The sequence below is a fragment of the Streptomyces atroolivaceus genome (genome assembly GCF_000717025.1).
GTDB lineage: Bacteria > Actinomycetota > Actinomycetes > Streptomycetales > Streptomycetaceae > Streptomyces > Streptomyces atroolivaceus.
The window spans coordinates 1-17,310 of record NZ_JNXG01000030.1 but is presented as its reverse complement, the minus strand read 5'-3'; the positions used below and the strand labels follow the sequence as shown (position 1 = coordinate 17,310).

Genomic DNA, 17,310 nt, shown 5'->3' with positions numbered 1-17,310 from the left:
GGGGTGACTCCGGAGAGGCATTTCCTTCACCGGACGCGACCTTCAAGGACAGGGTCTCCGCCTGCTCGTCGATCACAGTGGCGTCAACTTGAACCTCGAATTCCCCAGCCTCTTCACTTGGTGATCGTCTCGGCGGTTCGCCGGTGATGTCCCGGTGCTGGCCGGGTGTGGTGTGCCGTCGAGTGACGCTGGGGGCGCCGGATTCCCTTCCGGGTCTCGGGGCGTCGGCCCGGCCTTCATCGTGTGGGGGCGCCGACCGGGGTGGCGCCGGGAGTTGTGCAGTCGATTCGGCTGACACCGGTGATCTGCGGGACGCGACCGATTGCCGGCAGGCCGCTGACGTACCTTCACTTGATCGCATAGCTTTGCTTACCGAATCTCCCCATCGCGCTCGCGTCCTGACTGCCCGGGGCTCCTCCGGGGCAGTCCCGGACCGTCAGAGGCCCTGGTGGCGCGCCCTGCCGCAGGCTCACGCTCGCGGTACGGGCTGATCGCGAACGGTTGGTTTCCAGCACAATGTGCTGAATTGTCCATGCAGGTTGGATGTCAGGGGTGGGTTCGACCCTGCCGCCCTATGTGCACAATGACTCGTCCGCTGATCACACTTTCGCTGTTCTGAACCCGAGCGACACGGAACGTCCTTCTAAGATTGCGAATTTTTACATGTCAGCACATCTGGTACGCCTGGTGATCCCCTCACCGTGTGCGACATCTGCTGCCCCTCCCGCCGTTTCCGCTCGACGAGTGAAGACGTACCTCCGCCCCGTGCTCTCCGAGGTCCGGTCGTGACGGCCGCCCCGCTGACAGACCGGGAGATATCCCTGGTACGTACGAGCCTGGCGGTGGTCGCGCCACAGGCGTCGGAGATGACCGTCTACTTCTACGCCATCCTCTTCGCCCGGTATCCCGAGGTCCGAGGGCTGTTCCCGGACAACATGGATGTCCAGCGTGACCGGCTGCTGCGCGGACTGCTGCGCATCATCGATCTCGTCGACGACGTCGACAACCTCGTGCAGTTCTGTTCCCGGCTCGGCCGGGACCACCGCAAGTTCGGAGCGCTGGAGGACCACTACCCGGCAGTGGGCGACTGTCTCGTGGCCTCGCTGGCCCGCTACGCGGGCACCGCCTGGAACTCCGAGGTCGCCGCCGCCTGGACCCGCGCCTACACCATCGCCGCACAGGTGATGATCGCGGCAGCTGAGGATGACACCCGCCTGCGTCCGGCTTCCTGGGACGCGCAGATCATCCGTCGTGAGTACCGGGGCCACGACATCGCCGAGATCACGGTGCAGACCGACCTGCCCTACCCCTACGTCGCCGGCCAGTACGTGAGCATGGAAACCCCCTGGTACCCCCGCACATGGCGGCACTATTCCCCCGCACACCTGCCGCGCACGGACCACACGCTCACGTTCCACGTCCGTGCCGTCCGTCACGGCCAGGTCAGCAACGCCCTGGTTCACCACGCCGCCCCTGGACACAGGGTCCGGCTCGGACCGCCCCAGGGCGAGATGACCCTCGCCACGGCAGGCGACCGCGACCTGTTGATGGTGGCCGGCGGGACCGGTCTCGCGCCGATCCGCGCCCTGATCGAGCAAGCCGCCGCCTCTGGAATGCGCCGCCACGTAGACCTGTTCGTCGGAGCCCGTACCGCCCAGGAACTGTACGGCCTCGATGACATGCTGCGCCTGGCCCAACGTCACCATTGGCTGTCCGTCAGGGCCGCCGTGTCCCACGAGGACATTCCCGGCCAGCAAGGCACACTCCCGCAGGTCCTCAACGAGTTCGGCCCCTGGGACTGGCACGAAGCCTTCCTCTGCGGTCCGCCCGACATGGTCACCACGGCTGTGCGTACCCTCCTGCACCAGGGCACCCCCCGGGCCCACATTCACCACGACCCGCTCGACACACCCGTTCTCACTGCCCCCCTCACACCGCACCGACCCGCTCAGGAGATCGACCAGCTGTGACCGGCCACGACACCACTCCCTCACGCGGGGAGCGCATGCTGCAGACCCACCTGGGCACCAGCGAGCGCGCCGACGCGTTCTACGACCGGCAGGTCCACCCGCACCTCACCGCGGCCATGCGTGACTTCATCCACCGCCAGTCGATGGTCTTCCTCTCCACTGCCGATGCCCGCGGCCACTGCGACGCAACCTTCCGCGCCGGCCCTCCCGGATTCGTCACCGTGCTGGGCGACCGCACCCTGGCCTACCCCGAGTACCGCGGAAACGGTGTTCTGGCCAGTGCCGGCAACATCGCCGAGAACCCGCACATCGGTCTGCTCTTCATGGACTTCACCCATGACCACATCGGACTGCACGTCAACGGCTCCGCCCAGCTCGTCGGCGACCAGGAGCTTCGTGGCGCCCACCCCTGGATACCCGCCGATACCGCCCCCGGGCGGTACCCCGTGCTGTGGACGGTCATCACCCTTCACGAGGCGTACGTGCACTGCTCCAAACACATCCCTCACCTCGAGCCCGCCCCCCGTCCCCCGGGCGTGGCGCGCAGTCGTCCCAAGGACGCCGACTACTTCACCGAACCGGCCTCCGAATCCGTTGCATCCGGACCGACGCCGGACCTCGTACACTCCGGCCCTGACGTCTCCCACGCCGCGTCCGGCGACGCGCACGCGCATCCCCTGGCCGGCCCATACGACCTCTGAGCCACCGAGGTGTGCGCCGCGGCTACGACGGCGAGCCCTTCCCCGCAAGGCGAGTCGCCGGAAACCTCCGCGTGCACGTCATGTTCGCCAAGTCGGTCAGGTCCCACGGCCGGTCCGACCTGCGGACCGGAATGGTCGGTGAGCGCGGTGAGCGCGGTGAGCGCGGTGAGGACGGTGAGGACGGTGATCCCGCGTAGTCATATCGGGCCCGGGGGAGGGCACTAGGTGGATCAGCAGGTCAAGAACGTGGTGGTGATGAGCCGCACGTAGACACGAGAAGAACGGGAGCACTGCCCATGGTTCTGCCCACTCTGACCGTCGAGGCCCGTACCAGCGCCCTGAGGAGGGCCATTGCCGTCCGACAGGAGCGAGCTGAACTCCTGGCCGACATCAAGGACGGCAAAGTATCGCTGCACGACGTCCTCAGACGCGATGACGCCGTCGTCGCCAGGACCCCCGTTCGCCGTGTCCTCGAGGCCCTGCCCCGCATCGGCAAGGTCCGCGCCGGCCAGATCCTCGATGAACTCGGCATCTCCGAGACCCGCCGCGTCCAGGGCTTGGGAGTTCGTCAGAGGGAGCGCCTCCTCCACCTGTTCCCGTCCCAGGGGTGACGGGCGGACGGCCCGGCCGCCCGACCACTCCGTCGGCCGGGCGGGCGGGGACATCTTGCTGCCGACGGCCGCTGTCGCCCCCTCGACGCCTGCCCTGACCGGCGGCGAGGCGGGCGACCATCCACCTTCATGGATCATGGCCCTCCTCCGTGTACCGCGTCGCCGCGAAGGGCCCCGAACCAGGCCGGACGTAGTCCTGGCCGCGAAGGCGTGCTCCTCCCGCGCGATCCGCGCCCACCCTGGGCAAGCGCGGCATCGGCGCGGTGATCCCCGTGCCGGCAGACCGACGTGGCCGGTTGCGGCGGGGCAACCGGGGCTGGAGACCGCCCACGTTCGACCGGTGGCGCGGCATCGTCACGCGCTGCGAGAAGACCGCGACCATCCACCTTTCCGCAGGTCACCGAGTTTCCCAACCCCCTGGAGCTGGACAAGGAGCTCCGGGACCAGCTGGACGACAGGAGCCGCTGGGAGACGATCGACCCCGCGCAGTACAGCGCCTACGCGTACGATCCGGGCGAGCTCTACCTGAACAACCTCTCCACCGCCCCCGGCTGGAAGACCGGCGGCTGGACCTGCTGGAGCCCCACCGACCCCGTCGACCGCTCCTGCCCCGAGTGCGGCACCCCGGCGGGCGGTCCCGCTCCTCACCATCGCCTCCACGGAATGGGACGGCGGCAGCGGGACCTGGATCGCCGAGGAGGAGCGGACGACCCCGGCCCCGCCTCCCCTGGGCGCTCAGGACGGCAACTTCACCTTGATCGACATAACCGGCGGCAACAACCTGCAACTCCACGTGTGCCCGCATCCCCCGACCATCCCCACATCGCATTGCTCCAGTGAGCCGTTGCGGAAGTCCTCCGCGCCACCGTGCATACCGCCACCGTGCTCACCGCGATCGTCACTCCAGCCAACAGCTTTGTCCCGCCATGGATGGGTGTGCTCGTCACAGCACCGACCCCTGCGTTTCCGGAAGCAGTGCCTGCGGAGAAGTCCGGTCAACTCCGCTCACAGGAAGGCCTCTCGAATGAGGCAACACGGTGAGTGGCAGCCTGTGATGTCGCCGCACTCATGGGCCTGCGGTACGAGGAGTACCGCGTCGTCCACCTCGATCCGGAGAATCCCGGAGCCTCGAGGCGCGCCGGCTCTGGCCGGGTTTCCCCCGCCCGCGGCTTGGTGCCGGTCGGCCGTGGCCCTCGAGTTGCGGGCCACCAGGGCCAGGGCCACGGTGGTTGTGGGGCGCTGACGAGGCGATGGGGGTCGCTGAAAAGGCGACGACATCGCAGGCGGCACAGCGCCGGTACGCGATGGAAACGCCCCATCGTGCTTGGTGCCCCAATGCTTCGCTTATCGGTGCAGGTACGTCCGCGATCCCGGGTGGAAGCGCACATGTACCCACAGAAGCGGAGAAACCAATGGTGAACGCACCGATGGGCGACGGTTCGCACGGTGACAGGCCGGAGCGGGCCGAAGCACCCTTCGCGCAGCAGGCCACGGAGTACACCGGCCGGTACGTGGTCGTGCTCGACCAGAATGAACCAGAACGCGGAATGGGAGAACTACGCTCGTCCGTCGGTATCGCTCCCGCCGAACGTGTCCGCGGAAGCGAGGCCGACAGCTCCGCCGAACTCCTGCGACGTGCGGACGTTTCCGTGCTCATCGACGAGCTCGGCATCGCCGTCGTGGATGTGGAACCGGACCAGCGCCATGCGCTGGCGATGACGGCTGAGAGAGAGTCCACGATCGTCGCGGCGGAGCCGGAACGCATGATGTACGCCTCGGTGATCACCGAACCCCAGCAGATGGTGACCGGGTTCTTTCCCAGCTACCGCAGCGACGAGGAAGAGGTCGACCGTCAGACCAGGGCCGCGGGCGCGGCAGGGCTGGGCCCCGCCTGGGACGAGCACCAGACGACCTGGGGGCTCCAGGCCACCCGGGCCAACTGGTCCCTCCTGACCGGGCGTGACGTGAAAATCGCCGTCCTCGACACCGGCGTGGACACCGACCACCAGGACCTGGCCGGGTGTATCCACCAGACGGCATCCTTCGTCCCTGGTTCGACAGTGGAGGACAGAAACGGCCACGGCACCCACTGCATCGGCACCGCCGCAGGTCCGGGCAAGGCCGACCACACGATCCGCTACGGCGTGGCCGGGGACGCCCGGGTACTCGCAGGCAAGGTGCTCAACGACCGAGGCAGAGGCCCCGACGGCCAGATCCTCCTGGGTATCGCCTGGGCGGTCGAGCAGGGCGCACGCGTGATCTCCCTGTCGCTCGGCTCTCCGGTCGAGCCGGGAGAACTCTTCCCGCAGGTATACGAGATCGCGGCGCAGCGTGCCCGCCGACACGGGACGCTGATCGTTGCCGCGGCGGGCAACTCCAGTCGGCGGCCCCACTTCGTCGCGCCCGTCGAACGGCCGGCCAACTGCCCCTCCATCCTCGCGGTGGCCGCGCTCGGCAAGGACCTGGCGACGGCCCGGTTCTCCTGCGGAGCCGTCAACGGCTCGGGCGGTGAGATCGATATCGCCGCGCCCGGCGTGGAGGTGTTCTCGGCAGCCCCGGACGACACGTACCAGACCCTGGACGGCACCAGCATGGCCACGCCGCACGCCGCCGGTGTCGCGGCGCTGATCGCCGAGGCGCATCCCGACGCTTCGGCGGCCGACCTCGGCACCCGCCTGGTATCCGGGGCGTACCCGCTGACGCATTCCGCCAAGGACGTCGGCTCGGGTCTGCTCCAGGCATCGTGAGCGAGGCGTCCGCCTCCCGGCCGGTCGGGGTCGTCGTGGCCGTCGACCTGGACCGGTACGCGCAGGTGGTGGAGGCCGCGCGCCGGGTCGGGCTGGTGGTCACCAGCGAGCAGCCGGTGCTCGGCACGCTCTCCGGCACCATCGCCGACGACCGGCTCCCGGCTCTGGAGGCACTGGAGGGTGTCGAGGCCGTCGACCGGGAGCACGTCATCCGCCTTCCCCCGCCCGGCTCACCGACCAGGTGAGCCGGGCGTCCCGGCCGGTGCTGCCGCGGGCGGGCAGTCCGCAGGCGTTGCGAATCCAGGTCCGCATCCGACCTCATGTCCTGCCTCCGTCGTCCACTTGTCGGTCTCCAGGGGCAGTACCGTCACCCGCCACAGCCGAAGGCGACGCAGCAGGACAAACTTGATGAGGCGTCAGTTCTGATTGCTCGTTGCGGGTCACGGGGGCCTCGTCGGAGCTGAGAAGCCTGACCGGGGCGGTCCGGGGTCGCCTCGCCTCCACGTTCTCCCGCCCCGGCACTCCAGACCCGCCGGGGTCGATTGCCCCGCCCCGGTGGTTGTGGCGGACGCCGGTTGCCGTGACGATGGAGAGGTGTGCCGCCACGGACGGGAGGGCGAGTTGACGGATCCCTGGGTGGCTCTGGCCGCCGACGTGAACCCCGGCGCCCGGATCGGTGAACTGTACCGAGCGCACGAGGTGTTCACCTCCGTCGGGCGGTTGGAGACGCCGGTACGTTCCGTGGTGGGCCAGTCGTGGCGACGCTCCGCTCGAGCGAGGGTCAGCCCGGACGGCGCGGCAGCGGTCGAGCTCTGTGCGGACGAACTCGGACCGTACCGGGACGCGCACCCACTGGCTCCCGTCATGCCGATGATCCGCGAACTCATGAGTGCCTACGCCGTGGACGGCGAACACCTGCTCGCGGTCTGCGATGCGCACGGCAGGCTGATGTGGGTCGAGGGGCATGCGCGGGCCCGCCGGCGCGCGGAGCGGATGAACTTCGTGGAGGGAGCCCGTTGGGCCGAGTCGGAGACCGGGACGAACGCACCCGGCACGGCGCTCGCGGTCGACCGCCCGGTCCAGGTGTTCGCCGCCGAGCACTTTCTTCGGCCGGTCCAGCAGTGGACGTGCGCGGCCGCCCCGCTGCACGACCCGCACACGGGCCGAGTGCTCGGAGCCGTAGACATCACGGGCGGGAACGGGCTCGCGCATCCACACAGCCTGGCGTTCGTACAGGCGGTGGCGCGCGCGGCCGAGTCCCAGCTCGCACTCGTGGCGCCGCGGTCCGCCGGTGGGTCGGCACAGCTCTCCACGCTCGGGAGGGAGGAGGCGCTCCTGGTCCTGGACGGGCGCAAGATCCGGCTCAGCAGACGCCACAGCGAGATCCTGGTGACGCTGGCCCTCCATCCTGAGGGCCTCGCCGGTGACGAACTGCTGATGGAGGTGTACGAGGACGAGTCCGTCCCCCCGGTGACGATGCGGGCCGAACTCGCGCGGCTGCGCCGGCTTCTGGGACCCGAGCTGTTGCGCTCGCGTCCGTACCGCTTCGGCGCGCAGGTGGACACCGACTTCGACACCGTCGCGCGCAGGCTGGAGTCCGGGGCGGTGGCGGCAGCGCTCGGCGCGTATGCGGGTCCCCTGCTGCCGCGTTCGCAGGCACCGGCGGTCGTCCGGCTGCGACGGCGGATCGCCGGACAACTGCGTGCCGCCCTGATCGCGCGAGGCGACCCGGGGCTGCTCGCCGACTGGGCGTACAGCCCGTGGGGCACGGAGGACCTCCCTGTCTGGCGGGCTCTCGCCGCGGCGGCTCCTGCGGAACGGCGGGCGGCACTGCTGGCCAGGGCCCGAGCGCTCGACGCGGAGCAGCGCGCGTAGCGCCGCTCAGGGGATGGTGCGTGCAACGGCGTCGCAACGTCGCGCTGCCTAGCCTCACTCCGAGGGCCGTCCAACGGCGGGCGGCAACGGATCCGGGAGGCCACAGAGATGACCCGTTACGCTGCGCCGGGCACCGAGGGTGCCATCGTCTCGTACGAGTCCCGTTACGACCACTGGATCGGTGGAGCCTATGTCCCGCCGGCCCGTGGTCAGTACTTCGAGAACCCGAGCCCCGTCAACGGCCGCCCCTTCACGGAAATCGCCCGTGGCACCGAGGACGACGTCGAGCGCGCCCTGGACGCCGCCCATGCGGCGGCCCCCGTCTGGGGAGCCGTCTCCGCGGGTGACCGCGCGACCGTCCTGAACCGGATCGCCGACCGCATGGAAGAGCATCTGGAGGAACTGGCGGTCGCCGAGAGCTGGGAGAACGGCAAGCCGGTGCGCGAGACGCTCGCCGCGGACATCCCCCTGGCCATCGACCACTTCCGGTACTTCGCGGGCGCGCTGCGCGCCCAGGAAGGCTCACTCAGCGAGATCGACGACGACACCGTCGCGTACCACTTCCACGAGCCGCTGGGTGTGGTCGCTCAGATCATTCCGTGGAACTTCCCCATCCTGATGGCTGTCTGGAAGCTCGCCCCCGCGCTGGCCGCCGGGAACGCGGTGGTCCTCAAGCCGGCCGAGCAGACGCCCGCATCGATCCACCTGTGGATGAGCCTGGTTGCGGATCTGCTTCCCCCCGGCGTCGTCAACATCCTCAACGGCTTCGGCGCGGAGGCAGGCAAACCACTCGCCTCCAGTCCACGGGTCGCGAAGATCGCCTTCACCGGCGAGACCACGACGGGGCGCCTGATCATGCAGTACGCCTCGGAGAACCTCAAGCCGGTCACACTGGAGCTCGGCGGCAAGTCGCCGAACCTCTTCTTCGACGACGTGTGGGCGCTGGACGACGACTTCCGCGACAAGGCGCTCGAGGGCTTCACCATGTTCGCCCTCAACCAGGGCGAAGTGTGCACGTGTCCGTCGCGAGCGCTGATCCAGCGCGGACACTACAGCGAGTTCCTCGAAGCGGGCATCGCCCGTACCGAACAGATCGTGCCCGGGCACCCCCTGGACACCGACACGATGATCGGCGCCCAGGCCTCCGGCGAACAGCTGGCGAAGATCCTTTCGTACCTCGAGATCGGGCAGCAGGAAGGTGCGAAGATCCTGACCGGCGGTCAGCGCGTCGAGCACGGGGGTGAGCTGGAGGGTGGTTACTACGTTCAGCCGACGATCTTCGAGGGCGACAACCGTATGCGTGTCTTCCAGGAGGAGATCTTCGGCCCCGTGGTCGCCGTGACGTCCTTCTCGGACTTCGACGAAGGGATCAGGACGGCGAACGACACGCTGTACGGGCTCGGCGCGGGCGTATGGACCCGGGACACCAACACCGCATACCGGGCGGGCAGGGCGATCAAGGCGGGCAGGGTCTGGACGAACTGTTACCACGCCTATCCGGCCCACGCCGCTTTCGGCGGATACAAGCAGTCGGGTATCGGCAGGGAGAACCACAAGATGATGCTGGAGCATTACCAGCAGACGAAGAACCTCCTGGTCTCGTACTCGCCGAAGAAGCTCGGCTTCTTCTAGTGCACTGTGGGGAGGTGCCTGACCTGGCGTCGCCAAGCGTCAGGCACCTCCCCTCCAGCGAGGGCAGGCCCCGTCACCAGCCTCCTCGCGGCCGCGTTCCCCGCCGCCGTCCTCCCTGGCCCGGATCAGCTGGGGCAGGGGAGGGCTTTCGGCCGTCAGCCGCAGTTGTCGATCTGGAGGGAAAGCCTGTCCGGGCCGGTGGCGACGCGGCGACGGAGGATGTGGGCGCGGATGAGGCGGACGGTTGACGGGATGGGGACGCGGACGGGCTCGCGGCTCCATCGGAGCCACAGGGAGTGGTCTCCGAGTTCGGCGGCCCGGGTGAGCTTGTCGAGCGAGCGGAGTTTGCTGCCACGGTCGATCTCGACACTGATGGGCTGCCCCCTGCCGGAGCGGTGTCTGAGCCGGAGGTCCAGCCGTTCATTCCGTTGGTGGTCCGGGCGGGCGGGAAGAGGGACCTCCCGCCAGGCGTCGTAGCCGAGGCTGTTGGCCCACTCGGTCGTCGTGTCGGTGAAGAACCTGGTCACCTCGGGCGCGGTCAAGTCCGTGAAGTGCTGGGCATTGAGCCAGGTCCGTAGGGAGGCGGCGGCGGTGTCGAGCCCTGTCTTCGGCATGGTGCGAGTATCGAGGGCAGCGCCCTCCGCTGCAGCCACCCTTGATCGAACCGGCCGGTACCCCACTGGAGGGCTCGTACATCCACCTGGGAACTCGCCAGAAGTCCAGGCGGACAGCCGGATGGTGCACCGGATTTCCTGGACACTCAGGGAGTACGAAGGCACGTGTGAGCCACGGTTCCTTGTCGAACACCGAATGCGGTGCGCAGGTTGTGACGCGGGGCCCAACCGGCGCATGTCTCTTCGCCCTTGTCGAGCGAGGATGGCAGCCAGGCCGTCTTCCCGGGGCGCCTGACTCTTATGGGCGACGGCGGGGCGGTGCGGGAAGTGGGGGATCTCTCAGGCGGGCAGAAGCAGCGGTTTTCGATCGCGCTCGCTCTGGTCGGCAAGCCGAAAGTCGCGATTCTCGACGAGCTCACGACGGGACTGGACCCGCAGGCGAGGCGCGACACCTGGAGCCTCATCGAGCGGGTTCGGGAAACGGCGTCACGATCCTCCTCGTCACGCACTTCATGGATGAAGCGGAGCGCCTGAGCGACCGGATCGCCGCCATCGATGGTGGCCGGGTTGCCGCAGTGGATACGCCCGCAGGGCTGATCGCGCAGTCGAGCGCGGTGCAGCAGGTCCGGTTCCGCGTGAGTCAACCGCTGGACAAGAGCGTCCTGACCGGGCTTCCCGACGTGACAGATGTCGAGATACCGATGGCCGCTGGCTGGTCACCGGCAGGGGACAGCTTCTGAGCAGTGTCGCAGGGGCTCTCGCCACGGCTCAGGTCGGTGCGGAGGATCTCCGTGCCGACCAGCGCAACCTCGACGACGCGTTCGTGGCCTTCACGGGACGCGCCCCCGGAGTCGCCGGAACCCTTTGAGAGGAGGGCCGACCGATGCGCCGACCGCGCTGGTGTTCGGGATGAGTGCGATCGCAGACGCGGTAGCTCACCCATTCGGGGAACTTGGAGGCGCTCGGGCCCCACGACGCGGCGCCCGGCGTAACCCGGACGGCCCGACCGCGTGCGCGGAGGCCGCTGTCCGGGCTGATGAGCGTCCCGGGGCGCGGGCAAGGGAGCCACGGGCAGGAGAGACCCGCCGACGCGGCTGCCGGAAGTTCTCTGGGCGGGAGACGGGACGGCGCGGAGACTCACAGGTGTCCGGAGCCGTCGATGGCCCCTGGACTTGTCCGCTCCATGGAGGTGACCGGTGGACAGCGGTGATGCCCACGAGTCGGGTACCGGCCGGCCGATGTCGTTCGCACAGCGACGGTTGTGGTTCCTGAACAGTCTGCGCCCTGGTACACCGGACGATCTGCTGCCGTTGGCGCTGCGGATCCGCGGCGATCTCGACGAGAAGGCGTTGACCGGCGCGTTCGCCGCGGTCCTCGCCCGCCACGAGGTGCTGCGCACGCGGTATCCGGCGGTGGACGGCGAACCGGTGGCGATGGTCGAGCCCACCGTCGAAGTGCCTCTGGAACACCTGGATCTGCGAGGGCTGCCCGCCGGGGAGCGGGAGCGGCGGCTCGCCGAGCTCGTCGCCGCCGAGGTGGTACGGCCGTTGTCGCTGGACTCGGCACCGCCGCTGCGCCTGATCCTGGCGCGGCTGGCCGAGCACGATCAACTCCTGCTGATCGTGGTCCACCACATCGCCTTCGACTTCTCCTCCTGGCCGGTGCTCACCCGGGAACTGGCGGCCGGGTACCGGGCCCGCACCGCCGGCCCGGTGGTGGCGGAACCGGAGCCGCTGGAGCCGCTGCCCCTCCAGTACGCCGACGCCGCCGCCGAGCAGGCCGAACGGCTGGCCGGCCCGCGCGGCGAGCGCCAGCTCGCCCACTGGCGCGAGCGGCTGGCGGGTCTGGAACCGCTGACGCTGCCCACCGACCGGCCGCGCCCGGCGGTCTGGGACGGCGCCGCCGACATCGTCCGGTTCACCATCCCGGCCGAGATGGCCGCCGGAGTGGACCGGCTGGCCCGGCAGCACCGGGCCACGCGGTTCATGGTGTTGCTCGCCGCCTTCCAGGCAACTCTTGGACGGCTGACCGGCCGGACCGACATCGCGGTGGGCACCCCGGTCAGCGGCCGGGGGCTGCCCCGGCTCAACGGTCTGATCGGGCTGTTCGTCAACACCGTGGTGCTGCGCGCCGATCTCGGCGGCGAGCCGTCCTTCGCCGAGCTGCTGCGCAGGGTGAGGACGGACGCCCTGACCGCGTTCTCCCACGCCGAGCTGCCGTTCGAGCGGGTCGTCGCCGAGCTGGCCAAGGAGCGTGACCTGTCGCGCAACCCCCTCTTCCAGGTTTCCTTCCAACTGCTCACCCTGCGGGAGGAACCGGAGTACCTGCCGGGCCTGGAGGCCGAGATGATCTCCACCCCGGCCTCCGGCAGCGCTCTCGACGTGTCGCTGGACCTTCTCTCCCTGCCGGACGGCCGGATCGCCGGCCGGATGCAGTACGCCACCGCGCTGTTCGATCCGGACACCGCCGAACGGATCGGTGCCGCGTTCGTGGCGCTGCTGACCGCGGTCCTGGCTGATCCGGAGGCCTCGGTCTCCCTGTCGGCAGACGGAGTCCCGGCGTTGCCGGGGCGGGAGAGGCGCAGGCTGCTGGCCCAGGGCACCGGCATCGGGCTGGAGGTGCCGGAGGCACCCTGGACCGAGCTGTTCGAGCGGCAGGTGGCCCGCACCCCCGACGCTGTCGCGGTCAGCTGCGCCGGCCGTTCCCTCAGCTACACCGAACTGGACGCCCGAGCCAACCAGTTGGCGCACCGGCTGGCGACGACTGGCGCCGGGCCGGGGACCCCCGTCGGGGTCTTCCTGGAACGCGGACCCGCGCTGCTGGTGGCCCTGCTGGCGGTGCACAAGGCCGGCGCCGTGTACCTGCCGCTCGACCCGGGTTACCCCGGCGGCCGGATCGGCTACCTCCTCCAGGACGCCGGAGCGGCGGTGCTGATCAGCGAACGGGCGCTCGTCGAAAGGCTGGACGGCATGGAAGCCGGGCTCCGGCCGGCGGAGGACCACACCGTGCTCCTGGACGATCCCGCCGAAGAGGCCAGGCTGGCCGCCGCCCCCCGCTCGGCGCCGCCGCGCGGGCCCGGCCCGGACGAACTCGCCTACGTCTTCTACACCTCCGGCTCCACCGGCGGCCCCAAAGGCGTGCTGATCGAGCACCGCTCGCTGACGCACTTCCTGGTGGCGATGGCGGGCCGTCTGCCCCTTCGCCCCGGCGGCGCCTTCCTCGGCATCACCACGGTCGCCTTCGACCCGTCGCTGATGGAGCTGTGCCTTCCGCTGCTGACCGGGGCCCGGCTGCTGCTCGCCGACCGCGAGCAGGCGCGTGACCCGGAGCGGATGTCCGCGCTGATCGACACCGCCGGGTCCGGCGTGGTGCAGGCCACCCCGGTCACTCTGCGGATGCTGCTGGACGCCGGCTGGCGGCCGGGGGCCGGGCTGACCGTGCTCAGCGGCGGCGAGAAGCTGCACACGGAACTGGCGGTGCGGCTGGCCGCAGACGGAGCCCGGGTCTGGGATCTGTACGGCCCGACCGAGACCACCGTCTGGGCCACGACCGCCCGTCTCGACGCCCAGGGGCGGACCGTGGACTGGGAACTGCGCGGCAACACCGAGCTCCACCTGCTGGACGAGCGGCTGGAACCGGTCCCGGAGGGCGCGGTCGGGGAGGCGTGGATCGGCGGCAGCGGGCTCGGCTGGGGCTACCACGGCCGCCCCGCACAGACAGCGGGGGTCTTCGTCCCCGATCCGCACTCCGGACGCCCCGGGGCCCGCCTGTACCGCACCGGGGACCTGGCGCGCCGACGACAGGACGGCTCGCTGGAGATCCTGGGCCGCGCGGACCACCAGGTGAAGATCCGCGGCCACCGGATCGAGCCGGGCGAGATCGAGTCCGCGCTGCTGGCCCTGGGTGTCTTCCGCGCGGCTGTGGTCTGCGCGGTGCCGCAGCCTGGAGGCGACCAGAGGCTGGCCGCCTACCTGGTGCCGCGAGAGGGCTCGGACCAGCCGCCCGGTAACGGCCCCGCCGGCACCGGCCCGGGTCCCGAGGAGTTGCGGACCGCACTGCTCGCCACTCTGCCCGACTACCTGGTACCCGAGGCGTTCGTGGTGCTGGACGCCCTGCCGCGAACACCGAACGGCAAGGTCGACCGCAAGGCGCTGCCCGCCGTGGAGTGCTGGCGGCAGCCCGAGGACTCCACCGCCGGCACGCCACCGCGCACCGACCGGGAACGCACCGTGGCCGGGGTCTGGGAGGCGGTACTGGGTATCCGGGGCTTCGGCGTCGACCACGACTTCTTCCAGCTCGGCGGACACTCCTTGCTGGCCACCCGGGTCTCGGTACGGTTGCGGGCCGCGCTCGGTATCGACGTCCCGGTCCGCGCACTCTTCGAACACCCCACCGTGGCCGCACTCTCCGCGGCCCTCTCCGGCTACCCGGCCGTGCCCTCCGGAGGGTCCGCGCCGGTCCTCGGCGCCAGGCGTCGGGAGCGCCGCCAGGCTGTCGCCCGGCCCGCGGACGGCGGGCGTTAAAGGGCAGCCCGGCACAGCAGCACACCGGAACAGCAGTACGGCTGGGCCGCCGCACGGCGACCCCGGCGTCACCATGCCGGCGAACGTCACCGCATGTCATCGGCGTGCGACCGCGCGTCACGCCGAGGTCCGACAGGACCGGCGGACCGGCAAGCCCCGCGAGAACCGAAAGGACCACCGACCGCCATGACCACCGCGATCACTCCTCCCGCCCCCACACCGCCGCTGGTCGTGTCCGGCCCGCCGGACGTCGCCGTCTTCGAGCGCCACGAGTCCCACGTCCGCAGCTACTGCCGCAAGTTCCCGGTGGTCTTCGAACGCGCCAAGGGCGCGCGGCTGTACGCCGAGGACGGCCGGGTCTTCACCGACTTCTTCTGTGGCGCTGGAACCCTCAACTACGGCCACAACCCCAGCCCGATCAAATCGCGGATCGTCGACTATCTCGCCTCCGACGGGATGATGCACGGCCTCGACATGTACACCGGGGCCAAGCGGTCCTTCCTGGTCGCGCTCACCGAGCACATCCTGCGACCCCGCGGCCTGGAGTACACCGTGCAGTTCTCCGGTCCCACCGGCACCGACGCGGTCGAGGCGGCTCTGAAACTGGCCCGGAAGGCCACCGGCCGCAGAGGGATCTTCGCCTTCAGCGGCGGGTACCACGGAATGTCCCGCGGCTCGCTGGCCGTCACCGGCAACGGCCGGGCTCGGCTGGCCGGCGGGGTGCACGGCCAGGACGAGGTCACCTTCATCCCCTACGAGGACGGACCGCAGGGGCCGTTCGACTCCGTCGGGTTCATCGAACGGCTGCTGGCCGACTCCTCCTCCGGAGTGGAGAAGCCCGCCGCGGTGATCGTCGAGCCGCTGCAGATGGAGGGCGGCGTCTACGAGGCGTCCGCCGACTGGCTGCGCCGGCTGCGCGCCGTCACCGAACGCCACGGCATCCTGCTGATCTGCGACGAGATCCAGTCCGGCTGCGGCCGCACCGGCACCTTCTTCGCCTTCGAGGAGTCCGGCATCGTCCCGGACATCGTCACCGTCTCCAAGTCCATCAGCGGCTACGGGCTCCCGCTGGCCCTCACCCTCTTCCACCCCCGGCTCGACGTCTGGGAACCGGGTGAGCACACCGGCACCTTCCGCGGCAACCAGCTCGCCTTCGTCGCCGCGACCGCCGCCGCCGAGCTGTGGAGCCGCCCGGGCTTCCTCGCGCAGCTCCCCGCACCGGCCCGCCGGCTGGCCGAGCTGGGGGCCGAACTGACCGCCGCCGAACCGGAGATCGTCGTCCGGGGCCGCGGCATGGTGCTCGGCATCGACCTCGGCCGGTGCGGCGGAGGCGAACGCGCAGCGGCGGTCCAGCGGTACGCCTTCGACCACGGGCTGATCGTCGAACTCTCCGGCCGGGACGACGAAGTGGTCAAGGTGCTTCCGCCGCTGACCATCACCCCCGAGGAGCTCGGCCACGGCCTCGGCGTGCTGCGCGCCGCACTGCTCACCCGCTGAGGCCCGGGACCGCCCGTCCGGAGCCGCCGCCCCGACCTGCTCCACCAAGGAGGAAGCACCATGCCCCAGGCCGAACGCCGTCATCTGATTTCCATCGACGACCTCTCCGACGAGGAGCTGCGACAGATCGCCCGGCGCGGCGCCGAGTTCTCGGCGGGCGCTGCCGACGAGGCGCGGCCGCTGGCGGACACCGTCGTCGGCGTGCTGTTCCGCAAGACCTCCACCCGTACCCGTACCGCCTTCTCCGCCGGGGCGCTGCGGCTGGGCGCCCGGCTGATCACCTACGGCCCCGGGGACCTCCAGGAGAACACCGGGGAGACCGTGGAGGACAGCGCCGCAGTGCTCTCCCGGATGATCGATGTGCTGGTGGCGCGCACCGCGGGCCCGGAGCGCGAACTGCGCGCCTACGCCGACCAGCGGCGGATGGCCGTCATCAACGCGATGAGCGAGGGTGAGCACCCCACCCAGGCGCTGGCCGACCTCACCACTCTGCTGCGCAGGTTCGGCCGTATCGAGGACCTGCACGTGCTCTACGTGGGCGAGGGCAACAACACCGCCTCCGCCCTGGCCCTGGCGCTCTCCCGGTTCCGGGGCACCCGGCTCACTCTGCGCACCCCGCCCGGATACGGGCTGGCGCCCGAGTACCTGGAACGGGCGGCGGTCTACGCCAAGCGCACCGGAGCCCGGATCGAGGAACGCCACGACATGGCCGACCTGCCGGCGGCCGACGTCATCTACACCACTCGCTGGCAGACCACCGGGACCGAGAAACCGACCGCCGACTGGCGTGAGGTCTTCGCGCCCTTCCAAGTCACCGGGAGAACCCTGGCGAGCAGTCCGGACGCGGTGTTCATGCACGACCTGCCCGCGCACCGAGGCGAAGAAGTCACAGCAGAGGTGCTGGACGGCCCGGCCAGTATCGCGTTCGACCAGGCCGAGAACAAATACCACAGTGCGCGCGCCGTTCTCGAATGGTGCGCCATGGACCGTAGCTCCGAGAGGTAGATCATCATGGTTGCGGAAGAGCAGGAAGCCGTTTATCTGCCCGGTGGGCGTTGGCGGTTGTGGGAGCAGTTCTCGTTGCGGGGGCCGGGTTTTCCGGTGGGGGGTGTGCTGGATCTGGCGCCGGTGGATGTGTCG

The 17,310-nt window shown here is 70.2% G+C and carries 14 protein-coding genes; 13 read left to right on the top strand and 1 reads right to left on the bottom strand.

Annotated features, from left to right (window positions below):
• The first annotated feature begins 785 nt into the window (after positions 1-785).
• From OO67_RS34665 to exaC, 8 genes are all read left to right on the top strand, one after another.
• Positions 786-1,970 carry a globin domain-containing protein gene (locus OO67_RS34665; protein ID WP_033305821.1) on the top strand — a complete coding sequence of 395 codons (1,185 nt, stop codon included), beginning with the start codon at positions 786-788 and terminating at the stop codon, positions 1,968-1,970.
• A complete protein-coding gene (locus OO67_RS34660) occupies positions 1,967-2,671 on the top strand; it encodes a pyridoxamine 5'-phosphate oxidase family protein (protein WP_078598517.1) in 705 nt (234 codons plus the stop codon). Before OO67_RS34665 ends, OO67_RS34660 begins: the two co-directional genes overlap by 4 nt.
• A gap of 71 nt (positions 2,672-2,742) precedes the next feature.
• Positions 2,743-2,868, top strand: coding sequence for a hypothetical protein (locus OO67_RS40565; protein ID WP_279626920.1), 126 nt, complete (start codon positions 2,743-2,745; stop codon positions 2,866-2,868).
• A gap of 99 nt (positions 2,869-2,967) precedes the next feature.
• Positions 2,968-3,282 (top strand): integration host factor, actinobacterial type, encoded by a 315-nt coding sequence (gene mihF / locus OO67_RS34655; protein ID WP_033305820.1) that lies wholly within the window; start codon positions 2,968-2,970, stop codon positions 3,280-3,282.
• 1,412 nt (positions 3,283-4,694) lie between these two features.
• Complete coding sequence (locus OO67_RS34650; RefSeq protein ID WP_051710242.1) at positions 4,695-6,029, top strand: S8 family serine peptidase; 1,335 nt, start codon at positions 4,695-4,697, stop codon at positions 6,027-6,029.
• Positions 6,026-6,274 carry a hypothetical protein gene (locus OO67_RS34645; protein WP_033305819.1) on the top strand — a complete coding sequence of 83 codons (249 nt, stop codon included), beginning with the start codon at positions 6,026-6,028 and terminating at the stop codon, positions 6,272-6,274. The genes OO67_RS34650 and OO67_RS34645 overlap by 4 nt, the downstream gene beginning before the upstream one ends.
• A gap of 376 nt (positions 6,275-6,650) precedes the next feature.
• Entirely contained in the window at positions 6,651-7,904 is a 1,254-nt protein-coding gene (locus OO67_RS34640; RefSeq protein WP_033305818.1) for a GAF domain-containing protein, read from the top strand.
• A 108-nt stretch (positions 7,905-8,012) separates the two neighbouring features.
• A complete protein-coding gene (exaC, locus tag OO67_RS34635) occupies positions 8,013-9,536 on the top strand; it encodes an acetaldehyde dehydrogenase ExaC (RefSeq protein ID WP_033305817.1) in 1,524 nt (507 codons plus the stop codon).
• Positions 9,537-9,691: 155 nt separating this feature from the next.
• Here exaC and OO67_RS34630 read toward each other — a convergent pair whose 3' ends face one another.
• Entirely contained in the window at positions 9,692-10,150 is a 459-nt protein-coding gene (locus tag OO67_RS34630; RefSeq protein WP_033305816.1) for a hypothetical protein, read from the bottom strand.
• Positions 10,151-10,450: 300 nt separating this feature from the next.
• On the opposite strand from OO67_RS34630, the gene OO67_RS40960 reads away from it, so the two are divergent.
• The 5 genes from OO67_RS40960 (at position 10,451) to OO67_RS34610 (ending at position 17,175) form a co-directional block, all read left to right on the top strand.
• A complete protein-coding gene (locus tag OO67_RS40960; protein ID WP_382064431.1) occupies positions 10,451-10,684 on the top strand; it encodes an ATP-binding cassette domain-containing protein in 234 nt (77 codons plus the stop codon).
• A complete protein-coding gene (locus OO67_RS40955) occupies positions 10,663-10,890 on the top strand; it encodes a hypothetical protein (RefSeq protein ID WP_051710237.1) in 228 nt (75 codons plus the stop codon). Before OO67_RS40960 ends, OO67_RS40955 begins: the two co-directional genes overlap by 22 nt.
• Positions 10,891-11,346: 456 nt before the next feature.
• Positions 11,347-14,673 (top strand): non-ribosomal peptide synthetase, encoded by a 3,327-nt coding sequence (locus OO67_RS34620; protein ID WP_033305815.1) that lies wholly within the window; start codon positions 11,347-11,349, stop codon positions 14,671-14,673.
• 186 nt (positions 14,674-14,859) lie between these two features.
• Positions 14,860-16,170, top strand: coding sequence for a diaminobutyrate--2-oxoglutarate transaminase (locus tag OO67_RS34615; protein ID WP_033305814.1), 1,311 nt, complete (start codon positions 14,860-14,862; stop codon positions 16,168-16,170).
• 60 nt (positions 16,171-16,230) lie between these two features.
• Positions 16,231-17,175, top strand: a complete 945-nt coding sequence (locus OO67_RS34610) for an ornithine carbamoyltransferase (protein WP_033305813.1) — start codon at positions 16,231-16,233, stop codon at positions 17,173-17,175.
• Positions 17,176-17,310: the final 135 nt, after the last annotated feature.

What these genes read in the sequence shown, in the direction of transcription:
- OO67_RS34610 (WP_033305813.1), top strand. Translation starts at nt 16,231, where the DNA reads ATGCCCCAGGCCGAACGCCGTCATCTGATTTCCATCGACGACCTCTCC.
- OO67_RS40960 (WP_382064431.1), top strand. Translation starts at nt 10,451, where the DNA reads ATGGGCGACGGCGGGGCGGTGCGGGAAGTGGGGGATCTCTCAGGCGGG.
- mihF (WP_033305820.1), top strand. Translation starts at nt 2,968, where the DNA reads ATGGTTCTGCCCACTCTGACCGTCGAGGCCCGTACCAGCGCCCTGAGG.
- OO67_RS40955 (WP_051710237.1), top strand. Translation starts at nt 10,663, where the DNA reads ATGGATGAAGCGGAGCGCCTGAGCGACCGGATCGCCGCCATCGATGGT.
- exaC (WP_033305817.1), top strand. Translation starts at nt 8,013, where the DNA reads ATGACCCGTTACGCTGCGCCGGGCACCGAGGGTGCCATCGTCTCGTAC.
- OO67_RS34630 (WP_033305816.1), bottom strand. Translation starts at nt 10,150, where the DNA reads ATGCCGAAGACAGGGCTCGACACCGCCGCCGCCTCCCTACGGACCTGG.
- OO67_RS34650 (WP_051710242.1), top strand. Translation starts at nt 4,695, where the DNA reads ATGGTGAACGCACCGATGGGCGACGGTTCGCACGGTGACAGGCCGGAG.
- OO67_RS34615 (WP_033305814.1), top strand. Translation starts at nt 14,860, where the DNA reads ATGACCACCGCGATCACTCCTCCCGCCCCCACACCGCCGCTGGTCGTG.